The sequence below is a fragment of the Flavobacterium anhuiense genome (assembly GCF_004151235.1).
In the GTDB taxonomy this organism is placed as follows: Bacteria; Bacteroidota; Bacteroidia; order Flavobacteriales; family Flavobacteriaceae; genus Flavobacterium; species Flavobacterium anhuiense_A.
Genome location: NZ_JUIV01000019.1, coordinates 1 through 15709 on the forward strand (window position 1 = coordinate 1; position 15709 = coordinate 15709).

A 15709-nucleotide genomic window follows, 5' to 3' on the forward strand; every position below is an offset into this window, starting at 1 on the left:
TTGTTACCGAATTATCTAACCTTTACAGAAATGACAAACTGTATGAAAACTTTATCTAAAACTTTGCGCCTCTGCTTCCGATAGCTATCGGGATTGCGAGATTAAAAAAACTTAGTGTCTTTGTGCCTTAGTGGCTAAAAACGTAATTAAAAATCCAATACCCCAAACAGACATTCAGTAGAAAAATGAAGCATTACATTTTCTTTTTTCTCATTGTCAATGACCAATAAATCATTGGTTTCTAAATGGTATGGTTTTTCATTAATTGTAATAACAGTCGTATCTAAAGAAAATACAATCGCTATTTCAGCATTACAATTCTGATTACCATTTGCTATTTCTACTTTATGATCGGATATTTTTTCAGAAACCATCCAATTAAAATCAGTGCCTTTGGTGAAAGAAGTTACCTCATCATTAGAATTAAATTCCATGATTTCATATTTCTCATACACTTTTTTTTCTTTGTTTACCTCAACATCTAAGTCATTATCAAGCATAACCAAATATCGGTGATAGCCTTTAAATTTGGTAAATTCTGAAGGCGTTTGCTCTATTGTAGCGCTACTTATTCTGAATACAAAATCTCTATCGGCATAATTTGCTGTTTTTGGATAAATCATATATTCATACGTTAATCCGCCGCTCCAAATAGAGGGTTTTGTGTCTTTTTTAGAGAAAAGTTGTATGTTCATTTATTGAATATTTTATTTAGAGAAAATTTGTCGTTTGTTTGAAGAGCTCGTGTCGTAACTATTTTGAACCATATAAGTTATATAAGATAATGTAAGGTTTGTCTAAAAAAGGAATCTAGAAAAGTTTTTTTAGGCAAAGTTTACATACAGTTTGTCATTTCGAGGAACGAGAAATCTTCGCGAGAAGCTCTACAAAGATTGGATTCTCGTTGCGGAGCTACTTACGAAGATTTCTCGTTCCTCGAAATGACAAGATTGGGTATATAATGCATGAAATAAAACTTAGCGAATCTCTGCGTAATTCTCTGCGAATCTCTGTGGTATAACATTACAACACTTTCTCCAAATAAATAAACTCCAAAGGAACTTCAGAAACTGTAGTATGAATTTCACTCTCAGGAAAAGCCTCACGTTTACCAGTATCTACATAACCGTGACGTTTGTACCAAGCTACAAGCTCTTCGCGAACCGAAATAACCGTCATAATAATACTTGACAACCCAAGAGATTTTGCATGATTTTCGGCCTCGGCTAAAAGTTTTTTACCGATTCCGCTGTTTTGAAGTTCTGGTGAAACGGTCAGCATTCCTAAATACAATTGATGTCCTTTTTCTACCAATAAAACCGAACCGATGATTTTGTCATTTTCTGTAAATTTCAGAATCGTGTTTTTTGGATCAAGAAAGATTTCCGTCATTTCGGGTTCGTCGGTTCTTTTTCCTTCTAGTAAATGCGCTTCGGTTGTCCAGCCTTTTTTAGAAGTTTCGCCTCTGTAAGCAGAATTTATTAAGATGGTTAATGCTGGAATGTCTTCTATTGTTGCTTTTGTAATCATATTAAGCTGATTGTATTATAAATATAAATCATTTTGAGTCTTAACTGGAGAAAAAATTGAATTGCCTACAGCTTTAGCTGTAGGAGCAAAGTTATGTTAGAAAAATGGCTTTAGCCAAAAATTTGTAGTTTTTTGGCTAAAGCCGAATAGAGTTCAAAATATAAACCTCCAGCTAAAGCAGGAGGCAATTGATTTTTTGATTATTGTAAGTAAATATTTAGATAAAATTCTAGAAATTTGTATAGAACACAAAATCAATAAAGTATGAGCAGAATACACTTGTTTGAATTTGAAGATCAGCAATGGTTTCCGGAGTTTATTAGAAATTACATGACCGATTTTCTGCAGTTTCTTTCGAATAAAACGGCTATGTACAGAGGAATTGTTCCCGTAATTGAAAAAGCTTTAAAAGAAAGCCAAACCAATCAAATTATAGATTTGGCTTCGGGCGGTGGAGGCGGATTGATTTGGTTAAACGCCGAATTGCGAAAAAACAATCCCGACTTAAAAATTCTGCTGACGGATTATTTTCCTAATATTCCTGCATTCGAACATACACAAAAACAAGCCGATAATTTCGATTTCGTAAAAACTTCCGTCGATGCCAGAAATGTTCCCGAAAACTTAAAAGGACTTCGAACGCAGTTTTTATCTTTTCATCATTTTAAACCGAAAGATGCTCAGCAGATTTTGCAGAATGCAATTGACACAAACAGCTCGATTGCGATTTTTGAAGGGCAGGAGAGAAGTGTTCCAAGTATTATAGCGATGATCCTTTCGCCAATTTCTGTTTTGCTGACAACGCCATTTATCCGTCCGTTTAAAATTGGCAGAATCATTTTTACGTATTTAATTCCAATTGTACCGATTTTGGTTTTGTGGGATGGCGTGGTTTCGTCTTTAAGAACCTATTCTGTTGACGAAATGAACGAATTGATTTCTAAATTATATAATAAGGATAATTTTAGTTGGGAAGTCGGAAAAGTGAAATCTGGGCCTGCGAAGATTTTGTATTTGTTGGGGACGAGGACACAGATTTAACAGATTCGTTATCACGAAGACGCGGATTTACACTGATTAAATTAAAAAAATCTTATAATTCGCGCTATGGGAACAACTTTTATTAATAGCGGTGTTCTGTGATCGATCTTACACAATTGTCTGCTAGTGTTAGTCATGAAGCACTTTATACAACTCATCTAACAATTCCATTTCATCAGAAGGCAAAAGCTGTATCGCGATTTCAAGAAGAAGCATAACATCAATGGCAGTTTTAGAATCTTCCTGTTGAAGCGTGTTAATACTTGTTCTTAATAGCGAAATAATGGTTTGCATTAATTCGTTGTAACACGATATGGTCATTTTGGTTTTAAAAGAGTTTCTGTTCTTTTTACTGGGTTTTAATTGTGTAAAATAGTTAACTCTGGCTGCAAATTCTAAAAAATCGGTTATTGATAATTTACTTGATTCTGTCATGGCTTATAGTTTTAATTGATGTAAAAATCTTACTTTTGTGTAATTAGCGGCAAGTAAGCCAGAGATTTTGAGTTACAAAAATATTTACGTTTGTATATCACAAATGGACTTAGTTTTTTACAAAAATCTATTTTTCCTTAAGAATTTTAAATATCTTTGATTCATGAGCACAGCAGTAAAACCAAAACATATCGGCAGAAATATTAGCCGAATTAGAGAACTAAAAGGCATGAAGCAGGAAGCTTTGGCAATGGCAATTGGCGTAACGCAACAAACGGTTTCTAATATTGAAGCAAGCGAAAATGTTGATGACGAAAAACTGAACCAAATTGCAAAAGCTCTTGATGTTTCTGTTGAAGCAATTAAAAACTTTTCGGAAGAAGCGGTTTTTAATATTATTGGAAATACTTTTCAAGATAGTAGTGCAATTGCTTCAGGTGATTATAATTACAATTGTACTTTTAATCCATTAGATAAAGTTGTTGAACTTTACGAACGTTTGGTGCAAGCTGAAAAAGATAAAGTGGAGTATTTGGAGAAGTTATTGGATAAGAAATAATCTTTTTGAAGATATATTATATTGAAAAGAGACCTTTGATGAGGTCTCTTTTTTTAAGCTCTCTAGCGCGAGTAATGTTAGTAATTTTTAGTTTTATTTTAAATCTAATTTTTCAATGTAGTCATCAATAAATGAAGGCTGAGTTTTGAAATTAGTGTGGTCAAATTTTCTTTCGACATAATTAGAAAACGAGATTGCTGTGTCGAGATAGATTTGTGTTTTTTCTTTTAATGTTCTTGTTGGTCTAGGTGTTATATAATCAAAATATTTTTTAATCATAATCTCAAGTCCATATTCGCCTCTCTTTTTAAAATGCTCTTGATATAGAATCAAAGTATCAATGTTAATAATCACTAAATCATTTATTTTTGATAATTGCTCTAAATTGAATTTTGCTTTCAATTCTTTTTTAAACCAAATATTAATTAACCTATTTAATTCAAGAGTGTCGAATTGTCTATCATGTGTTACTAAAATAGGATAAATGTTTATAGATGACACATTATAGCAATTATCTATTTTATCATAAGAAAGACTAAAAAAGCGATGTATATTTTCAATAATTTGTAATATTGCTTTATTACTATTTTTGTCAATCAAAAATTTTTCTTTTAAAGATTTTGACAATATTGAAAAATCACGAGATTGCTTAACATCTCCTTTTAAAATTACATCTTTACTTTCGAAAAGTAAGATTTTATTTTTAAATCTTATATAATAATCTGGTTCTGCCGAGTAACCTAACTTTTTAAAATCCTCACCTGTGAATTTAATCCATTTATTATTTTTTGGGAAACAACATTTTAGTACATTATATAACATTATTTGCTCTGAAAAATGATCACAATAAATAGCTCTAAAGTTTTTTAATTTAAATTCATCTATAACATTAGAGTTAATTTTTAAACTAAATTCAAAAATTACACTTTTAAAAATTCTTTCAACCAAAAATAATTTGTTTATTATAATGAAAGTTTTTTTATCAATTTTTAGAATGGGATTGCTTCTTAAATTTACAAAGTCTGGTAATTCGTTATAATCAATTGGAATAGTAAAAAAATTTATAAAGCTTGAGTTTGTTACAAAGTTTTCATTTTCTTCAAATCTAATCTCAGAATATGTTTCATTATCATGATTTAAAACTGGAATTATTAAGTTTAATAACTTGAAAATCCACTCTTTCCATGTTTTACAATTATAATTTGAAAGAAATAAATTAAGATGATTAGAAAGTTTATAATCTTTTTCTAAAAATTGGAAAAAATCAATTGATTTTATGAGTTGAACTAAAAAAATATCTTTAAGGTCATAATTTTGTAAATCATAATCATGGTATGATAATATTAATAGGGAAGCACTTAAATATTGATCCTTATCTTCGATAGGTAAATTTATTTTTCCAGCTTTTTCTATTTTGTCTTGTTCAGAGTTAATTAAAAGATATATTTTGAACAATCGTAATTCAAACTCATCAGTATTTATTGCTACTTCTGGTACATTTTCATCTTTCTCGTAGATGTACGTTAATAATTTTAAACTGCTGTAAATGTTAAGAATTGATCCGTTTTCTTTAGCTTTTGCAATGAATTCTGATTGGAGAATAGGGTTTTTAAACCAATTTGAAATAGTTAAAATAGAATCTTTTTCAAATTTAGATTTATTTATTAAATAGCTAACTGCTCTTAATAAATACATTTTATTTAGTGGCTCTAATAATTCTTGAATTGTTTCATTACCATTAAAGAAGTGTTCATAATTTAGCCTTAGTAGCATGTTTGTCATTCGATAAGATAATTTTTAAGGATTTGATGATTTAAAAAAATGATTCAATCAGACGTAACAAATTTGTATTATAACAAAACTAATTTAAATTATAAAATAAAAAACAATTACTTATGAGTGGTTTAAAAACAAGAGATATTTCTTTTAAAATAAATTTTTTAAATAGAAAACTATTTTTGGATTAAGCTTGAAATATCAAATCACTTTAAACTTATATTATGACAAGTTCTTTATTCGTTTTTTTTTGCGAATTCAACTCTGTAATCGCCTTTTCTTTTAGATATTAGTAGAGTATTAAAATTCTTTTTATCATCAGTATATATAATTTCATTTGGAATATTTTCCAAATCGATTATTCCTTCCCCCTGTTGTTCAAAAAGTATATTCAAAATGTTAAAAAATTCCATGGCAATTTCATTTGGTATATATAATGAAATACTTTTCCAAGATTCGTCAAAATTTTGTTTTAATTCATATCCTGTTACAAAATAATGATCAATTTTTTTTTGGTCTATAATGACTATTCCAGCTCCATCTTGTTGATTAAAATCTAAGTCAAAAAGCTTTTTATTAATTCCAATTTGTTCTGACAATTTCGCGACTAATTTATTGTAGTTCATTTTATATTAAAATTGTAATATTTATTTTAAATAAATTTATATATTTGTGTGCCTTGCTAGTTCAACGGATAGAACGAGGACCTGCTAAGTCCGCGATGGGGGTTCGATTCCCCCGTGAGATTATTCCTTCCTTATGGAGTTTATATAAAAGCCGTCATTTTTGACGGCTTTATCTTTTTACTATATCTTAGTTCAATATAAACTATTGTTTTTTATATATAAATGGATTAGTTCAAAAAAGCTTTCAACTCCTCATAAGTTCCAATCTTCACACTAACTTTTTCCTCATTAATAACACTCTCAATTTGAGCAGGAATAGGAAGTGTAATTCCTAAAGCAGGTTCAACAACATCTAAGAACTTAATAGGATGCGCTGTTTCTAAGAAAATACCAATTGCGTTCGGGTGTTTTTCAAGTTCTTTTTTCAAACCTAAATAACCAACAGCACCGTGCGGTTCTGCGATATAACCGTCTGTTTTGTAGATTTTCTTTAGCGCTTCAAGCGTTTCTTCATCCGTATAACTATAAGAAGAAAAGTCTTTTTCGAAAGCTTTTAAATCGTTGTTGTATAATTCCTGAATTCTAATAAAGTTGCTTGGGTTTCCAACATCCATGGCGTTAGAGATTGTAGCTTTAGAAGGCTTCGGGTCGTATTTTCCGTTTTCTAAAAATCTTGGTACCGTGTCGTTTACGTTTGTAGAAGCTACGAAATGTTCAATTGGCAAACCTAATTTCTTTGCCATAATTCCGGCACAGATATTCCCGAAGTTTCCGCTTGGGCAAGAGAAAACTAAAGGTTTGTTTTGGCTTTTCAACGCTTTGTAAGCAAAGAAGAAATAAAACATTTGCGGCAACCAGCGCGCAATATTAATCGAGTTCGCCGAAGTCAGGTTTTTGTGCGCCAAAGTTTCATCTAAAAACGCTTTTTTCACCATATCCTGACAATCATCAAAAACACCGTCAACTTCAAGCGCTTTTATGTTTTGCCCTAAAGTAGTCAATTGTTTTTCCTGAATATCGCTCACTTTTCCAGACGGATATAAAATGACAACATCAACACCGTCAACGCCTAGAAATCCGCTGGCAACGGCTCCGCCTGTATCTCCGGAAGTAGCAACTAAAACGGTGTTTTTAGCATCTTTTTTGTCTTTATTGAAATAGCCCAAACAACGAGACATAAAACGAGCTCCAACGTCTTTAAATGCCATTGTTGGTCCGTGGAATAATTCTAACGAATAGATTCCGTTTTCGACTTTCACAACAGGAAAATCAAAAACCAAAGTTTCGGCAATGATTTCTTTTAGTTTTTCTGCTGGGATTTCGTCTCCAACAAATTGTTTAATCGCTTCAAAAGCAATTTCTTCGTGGCTTAAACTTTCGATTTTATCAAAAAAAGAAGGATCAAGCGGTGTAATACTTTCTGGGAAATATAATCCTTTATCAGTTGCTAATCCTTGTATAACAGCTTCCTGAAAAGAAACTTTTGGGGCATTATGGTTTAAACTGTAGTATTTCATTTCTATGGCTTTACGCTGTAAGCAATATGCTTTAGGCTTTTCCTATGTTTGCTTATAGCTTTTGTTTTTATTTTTAATTATCTCTTCGTTTTGTCAGGCTGAGCGGAGTCGAAGCCCCGCAAAGTATAGCACGCCATGTTTGTCATTTCGACGTAAGGAGAAATCTTCGCAAGTAACTCCGCAACGTTGAACCAATCTTTGTCGAGCTTCTCGTGGAGATTTCTCGTTCCTCGAAATGACAAACTGCACGGTTATACTTTGTGTCCAAACTTTGCGTGGGCTTCGACTCCGCTCAGCCTGACAAACTTTGTCTTAATACTTAATTCTTTTTACTTAATTCTTTTTACTTAATTCTTTTTACTTAATACATCTCACATTTTACATTTTACAAAATCCTAACTCCATCAGGATTAATCTTCGAAACGTGAATTTCATACGGTAAATTCATTTTTTCGTAAACGTCGCTCATGGCTTTTGCGATTTTTTCGGCGGTTTCTTTTCCTCTGCTTAAAGCGAAAATCGACGGGCCAGAACCTGAAATTCCAGAACCTAAAGCACCGTTTTCGTAAGCCGTTTGTTTGATTTGGTCAAATCCTGGAATTAAAACGCTTCGAACTGGCTCAACAATTTCGTCATGAAGCGAGCGTCCGATTAACTCGTAATCTTTTGTGTAAAGACCTGCTACTAATCCGCCTACATTTCCCCATTGCATAATGGCGCTTTTCAGGGAAACGTTTTGTTTTAAAACCGAACGAGCGTCAGACGTTTTCAATTCAATCTGCGGGTGAACAACTGTTGCGTATAATTCTTCTGGGCTATCAATTCTAATAATATCCAAAGGCGAATAACTTCTTACCAAAGTAAAAGCGCCTAAAAGGGCAGGAGCAACGTTGTCTGCATGCGCGTTTCCGCTGGCTAATTTCTCGCCTTGCATCGCAAACTGAACTAAATCTTTACGAGAATAAGGTCTTCCCAATAATTCATTAATTCCGAAAACCGCTCCGGCAGAACTTGCCGCACTGCTTCCGATACCGCTTCCGGCTTTTATGTTTTTATAAATTTCGATTTCAAATCCGAAGTCTAATTCATCTAAAGTTTCAAGCATTGCCAAAGCCGCAACTCCAGAAACGTTTTTCTCGGTTTCCAAAGGCAAATCGGCACCGACAATTTTAGTGATTCGAATTCCTTTTTGATCGACTTTTCGAACAATCATTTCATCGCCCGCATTGTCTAAGCAAAGTCCCAATACGTCAAATCCGCATGAGAGGTTGGCGATAGTTGCTGGGCAAAAAAGTTTTATTTCTTTCATTTTTTTGGTTTTTGCCACGAAGGCACAAAGTCACAAAGTTTATTTTTTAATGCTTTGGTCTTTTGCCACGAAGGCGCTAAGACACAAAGTTTATTTTTATAGTTTCTGAGATGCTAAGTTTCTAAGATGCTAAGTATAAAAAAAAACTTAGAAACTTAGCGTCTTAGCGGCTAAACATTACCGATACGAATAACATCAGCAAAAATTCCTGATGCTGTTACCGCTGCTCCAGCTCCGGCTCCTTTGATCAATAAAGGCTGATCTACGTAACGATCTGTGTAGAAAAGTACGATATTGTCTTTTCCTTCTAAGTTATAGAAAGGATGATCTTTCGGAATGAATTGCAGACCAACGCTTGCTTTTCCGTTTTCGAATTGCGCAACGTATTTCAATCTTGAATCTTTGGCTAAAGCTTCTTTATAAATTCCGTCAAAATGAGAAGCATGTTTGATTAGCGATGCAAAGAAATCATCGTTGTTTGTTGTTGCTAAACATTCTGCTGGCAAGAACGATTCGTTTGCAATGGCGTCAATATCCATTTCGTAACCGCTTTCGCGAATAAGAATCAGGATTTTGCGCGCTACGTCAATTCCGCTTAAGTCGATTTTTGGATCTGGTTCTGTGAATCCCTGAACTCCAGCTTCTTTTACCACATCGTGGAAAGAATTGTTTTCGTCAAAATTGTTGAAAATAAAGTTCAAACTTCCCGATAAAACGGCTTGAATTTTATGCACTTTATCACCAGAAGCAATAAGGTTTTTTACTGTATCGATAATTGGCAATCCTGCACCAACATTCGTTTCAAATAAGAAAGGAGCATTGTACTGGCGAGATAAGCTTTTTAATTTTTTATAGTTGTCGTAAGCAGAAGAACAAGCAATTTTGTTGCAAGTTACAACCGCAATACTTTCTTTTAAGAATTTCTCATATGCTTCAGAAACCGTTGCATTTGCTGTAATATCCACAAAAATGCTGTTACGTAAATTCAGTTCTTTTGCCTTTTTGATAAATTCTTCAATGCTTGCTGGTTCGCCTTCGCTTAAAGCGGCATCCCAATTTTTTAAAGAAATTCCGTCTTCATCAAAAATCATTTTTCTTGAATTTGATAAAGCAATTACGCGAACGTTAATTTTTAAATTATCTTTTAAGAACTTTCTTTGATTGTGAATCTGTTCGATGAATTTTTCGCCCACATTTCCAACTCCCATTACAAATAGGTTTAGCTGTTTGGTGTTTTCTTCGAAGAAGTTTTCGTGTAAAGTATTCAGCGCTTTTTTAACGTCTCTTTCGTTAATTACAGTCGAAATATTTCTTTCAGAAGCACCTTGCGCGATTGCACGAATGTTTACGTTGTTTTTTCCTAAAGTGCTGAACATTCTTCCACTTAAACCTTGGTGATTTTTCATGTTTTCACCAACCAAAGCAATAATGCAAAGGTCTTTTTCTACATAACAAGGATCGATTTTGTTTTGCGAAATTTCGATTTCAAAAGCCCTGTTAATTGCAGCTTCAGCATTATCAGCATCCGAATTCAAGATTCCGATACAAATTGAGTGCTCAGAAGAAGCCTGAGTAATAAAGATTACGTTGATTTTTTCCTGAGACAATACTTCAAACAAACGTCTTGACGAACCCGCAACTCCAATCATTCCTGGACCTTCAAGAGTTAAAAGCGAAATATGATCAATATGGCTAATTCCTTTTACAACAGTATCTTTTGATGAAATCTGATTCGAAATCAAAGTTCCTTCAGCTTCTGGTTCAAAAGTATTTTTGATTAAAATCGGAATGTTTTTTCTTAAAACAGGCTGAATTGTTGGCGGATACAACACTTTTGCTCCAAAATGCGACAATTCCATTGCTTCTTGATATGAAATAGTAGCAATTGGCTGTGCTTGTTTTACAATTTTCGGATTTGCTGTAAACATTCCGTTTACATCAGTCCAGATCTCCAATTGTTCTGCGTCGATTGCTCCAGCGATAATGGCTGCAGTATAATCAGATCCGCCACGTCCTAAAGTCGAAGTGATTCCGTCTAAAGTCTGTGCTATAAATCCAGGCAAAATGTTGATTCTAGATTGATTAGAAGCGAAATATTCTTGGATTAATTTATTCGAAACTTCGAAGTTGACTACAGCTTTTCCGAAGTTGTTATCTGTTTTAATTAATTCTCTACTGTCTTTGTAAACCGCATCTTTACTGATTTGCTGATACGCCTGAGCGATGATAAATGAAGAAAGCAATTCACCAAAACTTAAAATAGTATCGGCAGTTCTTGGAGACAATTCGCCAAGCAAAAAACATCCGTCTAATAAAGTTTCTAAATGGTTAATGATTCTTTTTACATGGCTTAACAAACTGCTTTGTTCGCTTACAGGAATCAGTTCTTTAAGTGTGTCAAGGTGTTTTTTCTCGATTTCAGCAACAACTTCCCTAAAGCTTTCGTCGTTTGCTGCCGCTTTTGCCGCCGCCGATTGCAATAGATCGGTTACTTTGCTTAATGCAGAAACTACAACAACTAATTGATCTTGTTTTGCTTTTTGGTTAACAATGTCGAGAACGAGTTTTATATTTTGAGCATTGGCTACCGAAGTTCCGCCAAATTTTAATACTTTCATTTTGTGATATTTTTTAATAAGGAGCAGAGATTTTGAGTGACAAAGGTTCAAAGATTATCAACTGTGAACTGAAACTGAAAACTGCGACTTTTTTTTCTTTGTAAATGTTTTTTATGTATCCATTAACTCTCTTCTTTCAAGAAAAAAGTATAGGTAACCTAGGATTATATGTAAAAATGTATACCCCTAAGGGGTAGTAGTTGTTGTAGTAGTAATAATGGTAGCAGCAATTGCAACTCCTGTTTGAGCTGTAATAATCGAAGATTGATATTTTATGCTGTTGTTTTTCATTATTTGATTTTTCAAAAGTACAGCTTTTTATAAGAGTTAAAAACTTAAGAAGCTTTTTTACGAATATTTTAATAATTCAAATCTCTATAAATCAATATTGAGTATTTGTTAAAATTGGATATGTTAAATTGATGTTTTGCTATATTTTGGACGGAGTTTTTTGAAGATTCAGCTCGTGCAAAAGATTGATGTTTAGCCCAAAAAGACATGAAAAATGGGTAAAAACGAAATATTTTGATTTGAAAAGCAATTAAATGTATGTTAAGAGTTTTTGTTGAAATTTTAATTATTGTGATAAAATGTTGCTTTTTAATATTGATTTGTTGAATTTTGGCGTTTAAAATTTACAATCATCATGAGAGAGATCCATTATATAAGTTCGGAAACGATCACTTTAGAAACATTGCAAGAAGTTTTAAGTCAGAATAAAATACTTGAATTGTCTGAAGAAGCTAAAGTAAATGTTCAGAAATGCCGTGATTATTTAGATAAGAAAATGGCATCGCATACGGCTCCGATTTACGGAATCAATACAGGTTTCGGATCTTTATATAGTGTAAAAATCTCTAATGAAAATTTATCTAAACTTCAAGAAAACTTAGTAAAATCGCACGCTTGCGGAACAGGAGAAGAAGTTCCAGCTGAGATTGTAAAGATGATGCTTCTGCTAAAAATCCAATCTTTAAGCTATGGGCATTCTGGAATTCAGTTAATCACATTGCAGCGTTTAGTTGATTTCTATAATAATGATATTCTTCCAATAATATATACTCAAGGTTCACTTGGAGCTTCTGGAGATTTAGCTCCTTTGGCGCATTTATCTTTGCCTTTAATTGGAGAAGGAGTTGTATTATTTGAAGGAAAAAAAGTGGCTTCTGCTGAAATTTTGAAGCAGTTTAATTGGGAACCAATCGTTTTACAGTCAAAAGAAGGTTTGGCTTTATTGAACGGAACTCAGTTTATGAGTGCTTACGGAGCTCATATTTTAATTAAAGCTTATAAATATTCGTATTTGGCAGATTTAATCGGAACGATTTCTCTAGAAGGTTTTGATGGAAGAATCGAACCATTTAACGAATTGATACATTATATACGTCCACACAAAGGACAAATCGTAACGGCACAGCGAATCGCTGAATTCTTAGAGGGAAGCGAAATTATTGCTCAAGAAAAGAAACACGTGCAAGATCCGTATTCTTTCCGTTGCATGCCACAAGTTCACGGCGCTTCAAAAGATGCTATTGATTACGTTAGAAAAGTGTTCAAAACAGAAATCAACTCGGTTACAGATAACCCTAATATATTTATAGAAGCCGATCAGATTATTTCCGGCGGAAATTTCCACGGACAGCCTTTAGCTTTAGCTTTAGATTTTATGGCAATTGCTTTGGCAGAATTAGGAAGCATTTCAGAAAGAAGAACCTATCAGTTAATTTCTGGTTTGCGTAATCTTCCTGCATTTTTAGTAGATAATCCAGGATTGAATTCAGGATTTATGATTCCGCAATATACAGCAGCAAGTATTGCAAGTCAGAACAAACAATTGGCAACTCCAGCGAGTATCGACAGCATTGTTTCAAGCAACGGACAAGAAGATCACGTGAGCATGGGAGCAAACGGTGCAACAAAAGCCTTACGTATTTTAGATAATTTAGAGCGTATTTTGGCTATTGAATTATTAAATGCTTCACAAGCCATTGCCTACAGAGAGCCTCTAAAATCAAGCGATTTTATCGAAATGTTCTTAAATAGCTATAGAGAAGTGGTGCCTTTGGTAAAAGAAGACAGAATCTTACATAATGACATAGAAAACACGGTTTTATTCCTTTCGAGTTTTCAAATTGAAAACGATTTGTTAACAATGGCTTAACACAGGAACGTGTTATTGAAGGTAATTTTGCACTATCAAAAATAAAACAATGTCAATAAACAGTATTTTCCAATTTTTAGTGCCGAAAGACAAAAAATTCTTTCCACTTTTTGAAGAGGCTTCAAGCAATTTAATTGAATTAGCTTCTAACTTACACGAAGCTGTAAATTTACCATTAAAAGAAAGAGAAATTCTTTTTCAAAAAATTGACGAATTAGAACAAAAAGGAGAAGACATTACTCGTCAGACTAACTTAGAGTTAAGCAGAAACTTTATTACTCCGTTTGACAGAGAAGATATTCATACGTTAATTACTTCAATTGATAACGTTGCAGATTACCTTCACGGTGCATCTAGCCGTATGAGATTGTATCAAGTTGATAAGATTACAAAATCTATCAGAAAAATGACAGAAATCAACCTTGAAGCTTGTCAAAACATTGACAGTGCAGTAAAAGAGTTGAGAAACTTACAAAACTTTAAAGTTATTAAAGATGCGTGTGCTAGAATTAACAAACTAGAAAACAAATCTGATAACGTTTATAACAAAGCAGTTTTTGAAATTTTTGAAAACGAAACAGACGCTAAAAATATTATTAAATATAAAGAAGTGTTATCTGTTTTAGAATCAGCAACAGATAAATGTAAGAGTGTTGCGAACATACTAGAATCTATTTCTGTAAAACATTCTTAATTCAATTTTTCAATCTGAAGTTATAATTTTATGACGCTACTTATATTAATTATAGTATTAGCCTTAATTTTTGATTACATCAATGGTTTTCATGATGCGGCAAATGCTATAGCGACTGTTGTTGCAACAAAGGTTTTGACACCTTTTCAGGCGGTTGTCTGGGCAGCATTTTTTAACTTTCTGGCTTATTGGGTTTTTGGATTTGGTGTTGCAGATACTGTTGCCAAAACAGCGCACACAATGGAAATTAACCTTGTGGTTATCCTAGCCGGAGTAATTGCAGCAATCTGTTGGAATTTATTGACTTGGTGGTTAGGTATTCCTTCAAGTTCTTCGCATACATTAATTGGGGGTTTTGCAGGAGCAGCTGTAGCACACGCTATTGCAGTTCACGGTTTCTCTGGTTATGTTGGAGAAGACGGAGCAACGCACTACTGGTACGAAATTGTAAGCTGGTATAAGGCTGGTAAAGATGGCGGAATGCCCTCGGGAGTTCTTATTATTATCGCTTTTATTGTATTGGCACCACTTTTAGGAGTTTTGGCTTCTTATTTAATTTCAATTTGGTTATTAAATGCTTCTCGTAAAAGTATCGGACCAAAGATTTTTACTGTAGCTTTAATGCTTGCCACGATTTGGTTCGTTTATACTCAAATGGTTTCTTACGAAGAAATTGAAGCTCACGGAAAACCTCGTTTCGATTCTCACTTCTGGAGTGTAGTATTTGATTCTCATAATATTAAATGGTTTTTAGTAGCCTTTATTATCTTAACAGTAAGCGCATTTTGTTTAATATTCAGCAGTTTAAATCTTCATCAAGCAGATGCTGCTTTAAAGAAAATGCAATTATTGTCTTCTGCGGCATTTAGTTTAGGTCACGGAGGAAACGATTCTCAAAAAGTAATGGGTATTATTGCTGCAGCTGTAGCAGTTTATATCAATACAAACCCAGGAGTTCATATGGATGCTTGGTTAGATGTTGTGCTTCCAAACGATGATACAGGTGTTAAAGGCGTAATGCCAAGCTGGATTCCGTTAGCTTGTTATTCTGCAATTGCTGCAGGAACTTTAAGCGGCGGATGGAAAATTGTGAAAACAATGGGTTCTAAAATCACAAAAGTAAGTTCGTTTGAAGGTGTTGCTGCTGAAACTGCAGGTGCTTTGACACTTTACTTTACAGAACACTTAAAAATTCCAGTAAGTACAACCCACACTATTACAGGTTCTATCATTGGAGTTGGATTAACAAAACGTGTTTCAGCCGTTAGATGGGGAGTTACAGTGAGTTTAATCTGGGCTTGGATCTTAACTATTCCAATTTCGGCTATTCTAGCAGGTTTGGTTTACTTCATTCTAAGCGTCTTCATCTAATCTAATAAAATGAATTTTGTAAATGTGAAACTAAATCACATTTTGTTAATATAGAAAACCGATTTCAAATCT

At 33.4% G+C, this 15709-nt stretch carries 13 protein-coding genes; 5 read left to right on the forward strand and 8 right to left on the reverse strand.

Features of this window, described 5'->3' with window-relative positions:
• Nucleotides 1-146: 146 nt before the first annotated feature.
• Complete coding sequence (locus NU08_RS18375; RefSeq protein ID WP_129748555.1) at nt 147-695, reverse strand: HutD family protein; 549 nt, start codon at nt 693-695, stop codon at nt 147-149.
• A gap of 328 nt (nt 696-1023) precedes the next feature.
• A complete protein-coding gene (locus NU08_RS18380) occupies nt 1024-1530 on the reverse strand; it encodes a GNAT family N-acetyltransferase (RefSeq protein ID WP_129748556.1) in 507 nt (168 codons plus the stop codon).
• 264 nt (nt 1531-1794) lie between these two features.
• Here NU08_RS18380 and NU08_RS18385 point away from each other — a divergent pair, with 264 nt between their 5' ends.
• Nucleotides 1795-2571 carry a hypothetical protein gene (locus NU08_RS18385; RefSeq protein WP_165352483.1) on the forward strand — a complete coding sequence of 259 codons (777 nt, stop codon included), beginning with the start codon at nt 1795-1797 and terminating at the stop codon, nt 2569-2571.
• Between the two features lie 129 nt (nt 2572-2700).
• Here the strand turns inward: NU08_RS18385 and NU08_RS18390 are convergent, their stop codons facing one another.
• Nucleotides 2701-3006: a hypothetical protein gene (locus NU08_RS18390; protein WP_129748557.1), complete on the reverse strand. Its 306-nt coding sequence runs from the start codon at nt 3004-3006 to the stop codon at nt 2701-2703.
• A gap of 163 nt (nt 3007-3169) precedes the next feature.
• Here NU08_RS18390 and NU08_RS18395 point away from each other — a divergent pair, with 163 nt between their 5' ends.
• Entirely contained in the window at nt 3170-3565 is a 396-nt protein-coding gene (locus NU08_RS18395; protein WP_129748558.1) for a helix-turn-helix domain-containing protein, read from the forward strand.
• A gap of 93 nt (nt 3566-3658) precedes the next feature.
• Here the strand turns inward: NU08_RS18395 and NU08_RS18400 are convergent, their stop codons facing one another.
• The 5 genes from NU08_RS18400 to thrA form a co-directional block, all read right to left on the reverse strand.
• Nucleotides 3659-5347, reverse strand: coding sequence for a hypothetical protein (locus tag NU08_RS18400; protein WP_129748559.1), 1689 nt, complete (start codon nt 5345-5347; stop codon nt 3659-3661).
• A 230-nt stretch (nt 5348-5577) separates the two neighbouring features.
• A complete protein-coding gene (locus NU08_RS18405) occupies nt 5578-5967 on the reverse strand; it encodes a hypothetical protein (RefSeq protein ID WP_129748560.1) in 390 nt (129 codons plus the stop codon).
• Between the two features lie 227 nt (nt 5968-6194).
• Complete coding sequence (gene thrC / locus NU08_RS18415) at nt 6195-7484, reverse strand: threonine synthase (RefSeq protein WP_129748561.1); 1290 nt, start codon at nt 7482-7484, stop codon at nt 6195-6197.
• Between the two features lie 385 nt (nt 7485-7869).
• A complete protein-coding gene (locus tag NU08_RS18420) occupies nt 7870-8793 on the reverse strand; it encodes a homoserine kinase (RefSeq protein WP_129748562.1) in 924 nt (307 codons plus the stop codon).
• Between the two features lie 170 nt (nt 8794-8963).
• On the reverse strand, nt 8964-11411 hold the full coding sequence (gene thrA, locus NU08_RS18425; protein WP_129748563.1) for a bifunctional aspartate kinase/homoserine dehydrogenase I: 2448 nt from the start codon (nt 11409-11411) through the stop codon (nt 8964-8966).
• Nucleotides 11412-12057: 646 nt separating this feature from the next.
• On the opposite strand from thrA, the gene hutH reads away from it, so the two are divergent.
• The 3 genes from hutH to NU08_RS18440 are packed head-to-tail and all read left to right on the forward strand — an operon-like array spanning nt 12058 to nt 15637.
• The gene (hutH, locus tag NU08_RS18430) at nt 12058-13572 is read left to right on the forward strand and encodes a histidine ammonia-lyase (protein WP_129748564.1); all 1515 of its coding nucleotides are present in this window, start codon (nt 12058-12060) and stop codon (nt 13570-13572) included.
• A gap of 49 nt (nt 13573-13621) precedes the next feature.
• On the forward strand, nt 13622-14266 hold the full coding sequence (locus NU08_RS18435) for a DUF47 domain-containing protein (protein WP_008462731.1): 645 nt from the start codon (nt 13622-13624) through the stop codon (nt 14264-14266).
• 30 nt (nt 14267-14296) lie between these two features.
• Nucleotides 14297-15637: an inorganic phosphate transporter gene (locus NU08_RS18440; protein ID WP_129748565.1), complete on the forward strand. Its 1341-nt coding sequence runs from the start codon at nt 14297-14299 to the stop codon at nt 15635-15637.
• Nucleotides 15638-15709: the final 72 nt, after the last annotated feature.

What these genes read in the sequence shown, in the direction of transcription:
- NU08_RS18400 (WP_129748559.1), bottom strand. Translation starts at nt 5,347, where the DNA reads ATGACAAACATGCTACTAAGGCTAAATTATGAACACTTCTTTAATGGT.
- NU08_RS18395 (WP_129748558.1), top strand. Translation starts at nt 3,170, where the DNA reads ATGAGCACAGCAGTAAAACCAAAACATATCGGCAGAAATATTAGCCGA.
- NU08_RS18405 (WP_129748560.1), bottom strand. Translation starts at nt 5,967, where the DNA reads ATGAACTACAATAAATTAGTCGCGAAATTGTCAGAACAAATTGGAATT.
- NU08_RS18390 (WP_129748557.1), bottom strand. Translation starts at nt 3,006, where the DNA reads ATGACAGAATCAAGTAAATTATCAATAACCGATTTTTTAGAATTTGCA.
- NU08_RS18435 (WP_008462731.1), top strand. Translation starts at nt 13,622, where the DNA reads ATGTCAATAAACAGTATTTTCCAATTTTTAGTGCCGAAAGACAAAAAA.
- NU08_RS18440 (WP_129748565.1), top strand. Translation starts at nt 14,297, where the DNA reads ATGACGCTACTTATATTAATTATAGTATTAGCCTTAATTTTTGATTAC.
- NU08_RS18380 (WP_129748556.1), bottom strand. Translation starts at nt 1,530, where the DNA reads ATGATTACAAAAGCAACAATAGAAGACATTCCAGCATTAACCATCTTA.
- hutH (WP_129748564.1), top strand. Translation starts at nt 12,058, where the DNA reads ATGAGAGAGATCCATTATATAAGTTCGGAAACGATCACTTTAGAAACA.
- NU08_RS18420 (WP_129748562.1), bottom strand. Translation starts at nt 8,793, where the DNA reads ATGAAAGAAATAAAACTTTTTTGCCCAGCAACTATCGCCAACCTCTCA.
- thrC (WP_129748561.1), bottom strand. Translation starts at nt 7,484, where the DNA reads ATGAAATACTACAGTTTAAACCATAATGCCCCAAAAGTTTCTTTTCAG.
- NU08_RS18375 (WP_129748555.1), bottom strand. Translation starts at nt 695, where the DNA reads ATGAACATACAACTTTTCTCTAAAAAAGACACAAAACCCTCTATTTGG.
- thrA (WP_129748563.1), bottom strand. Translation starts at nt 11,411, where the DNA reads ATGAAAGTATTAAAATTTGGCGGAACTTCGGTAGCCAATGCTCAAAAT.
- NU08_RS18385 (WP_165352483.1), top strand. Translation starts at nt 1,795, where the DNA reads ATGAGCAGAATACACTTGTTTGAATTTGAAGATCAGCAATGGTTTCCG.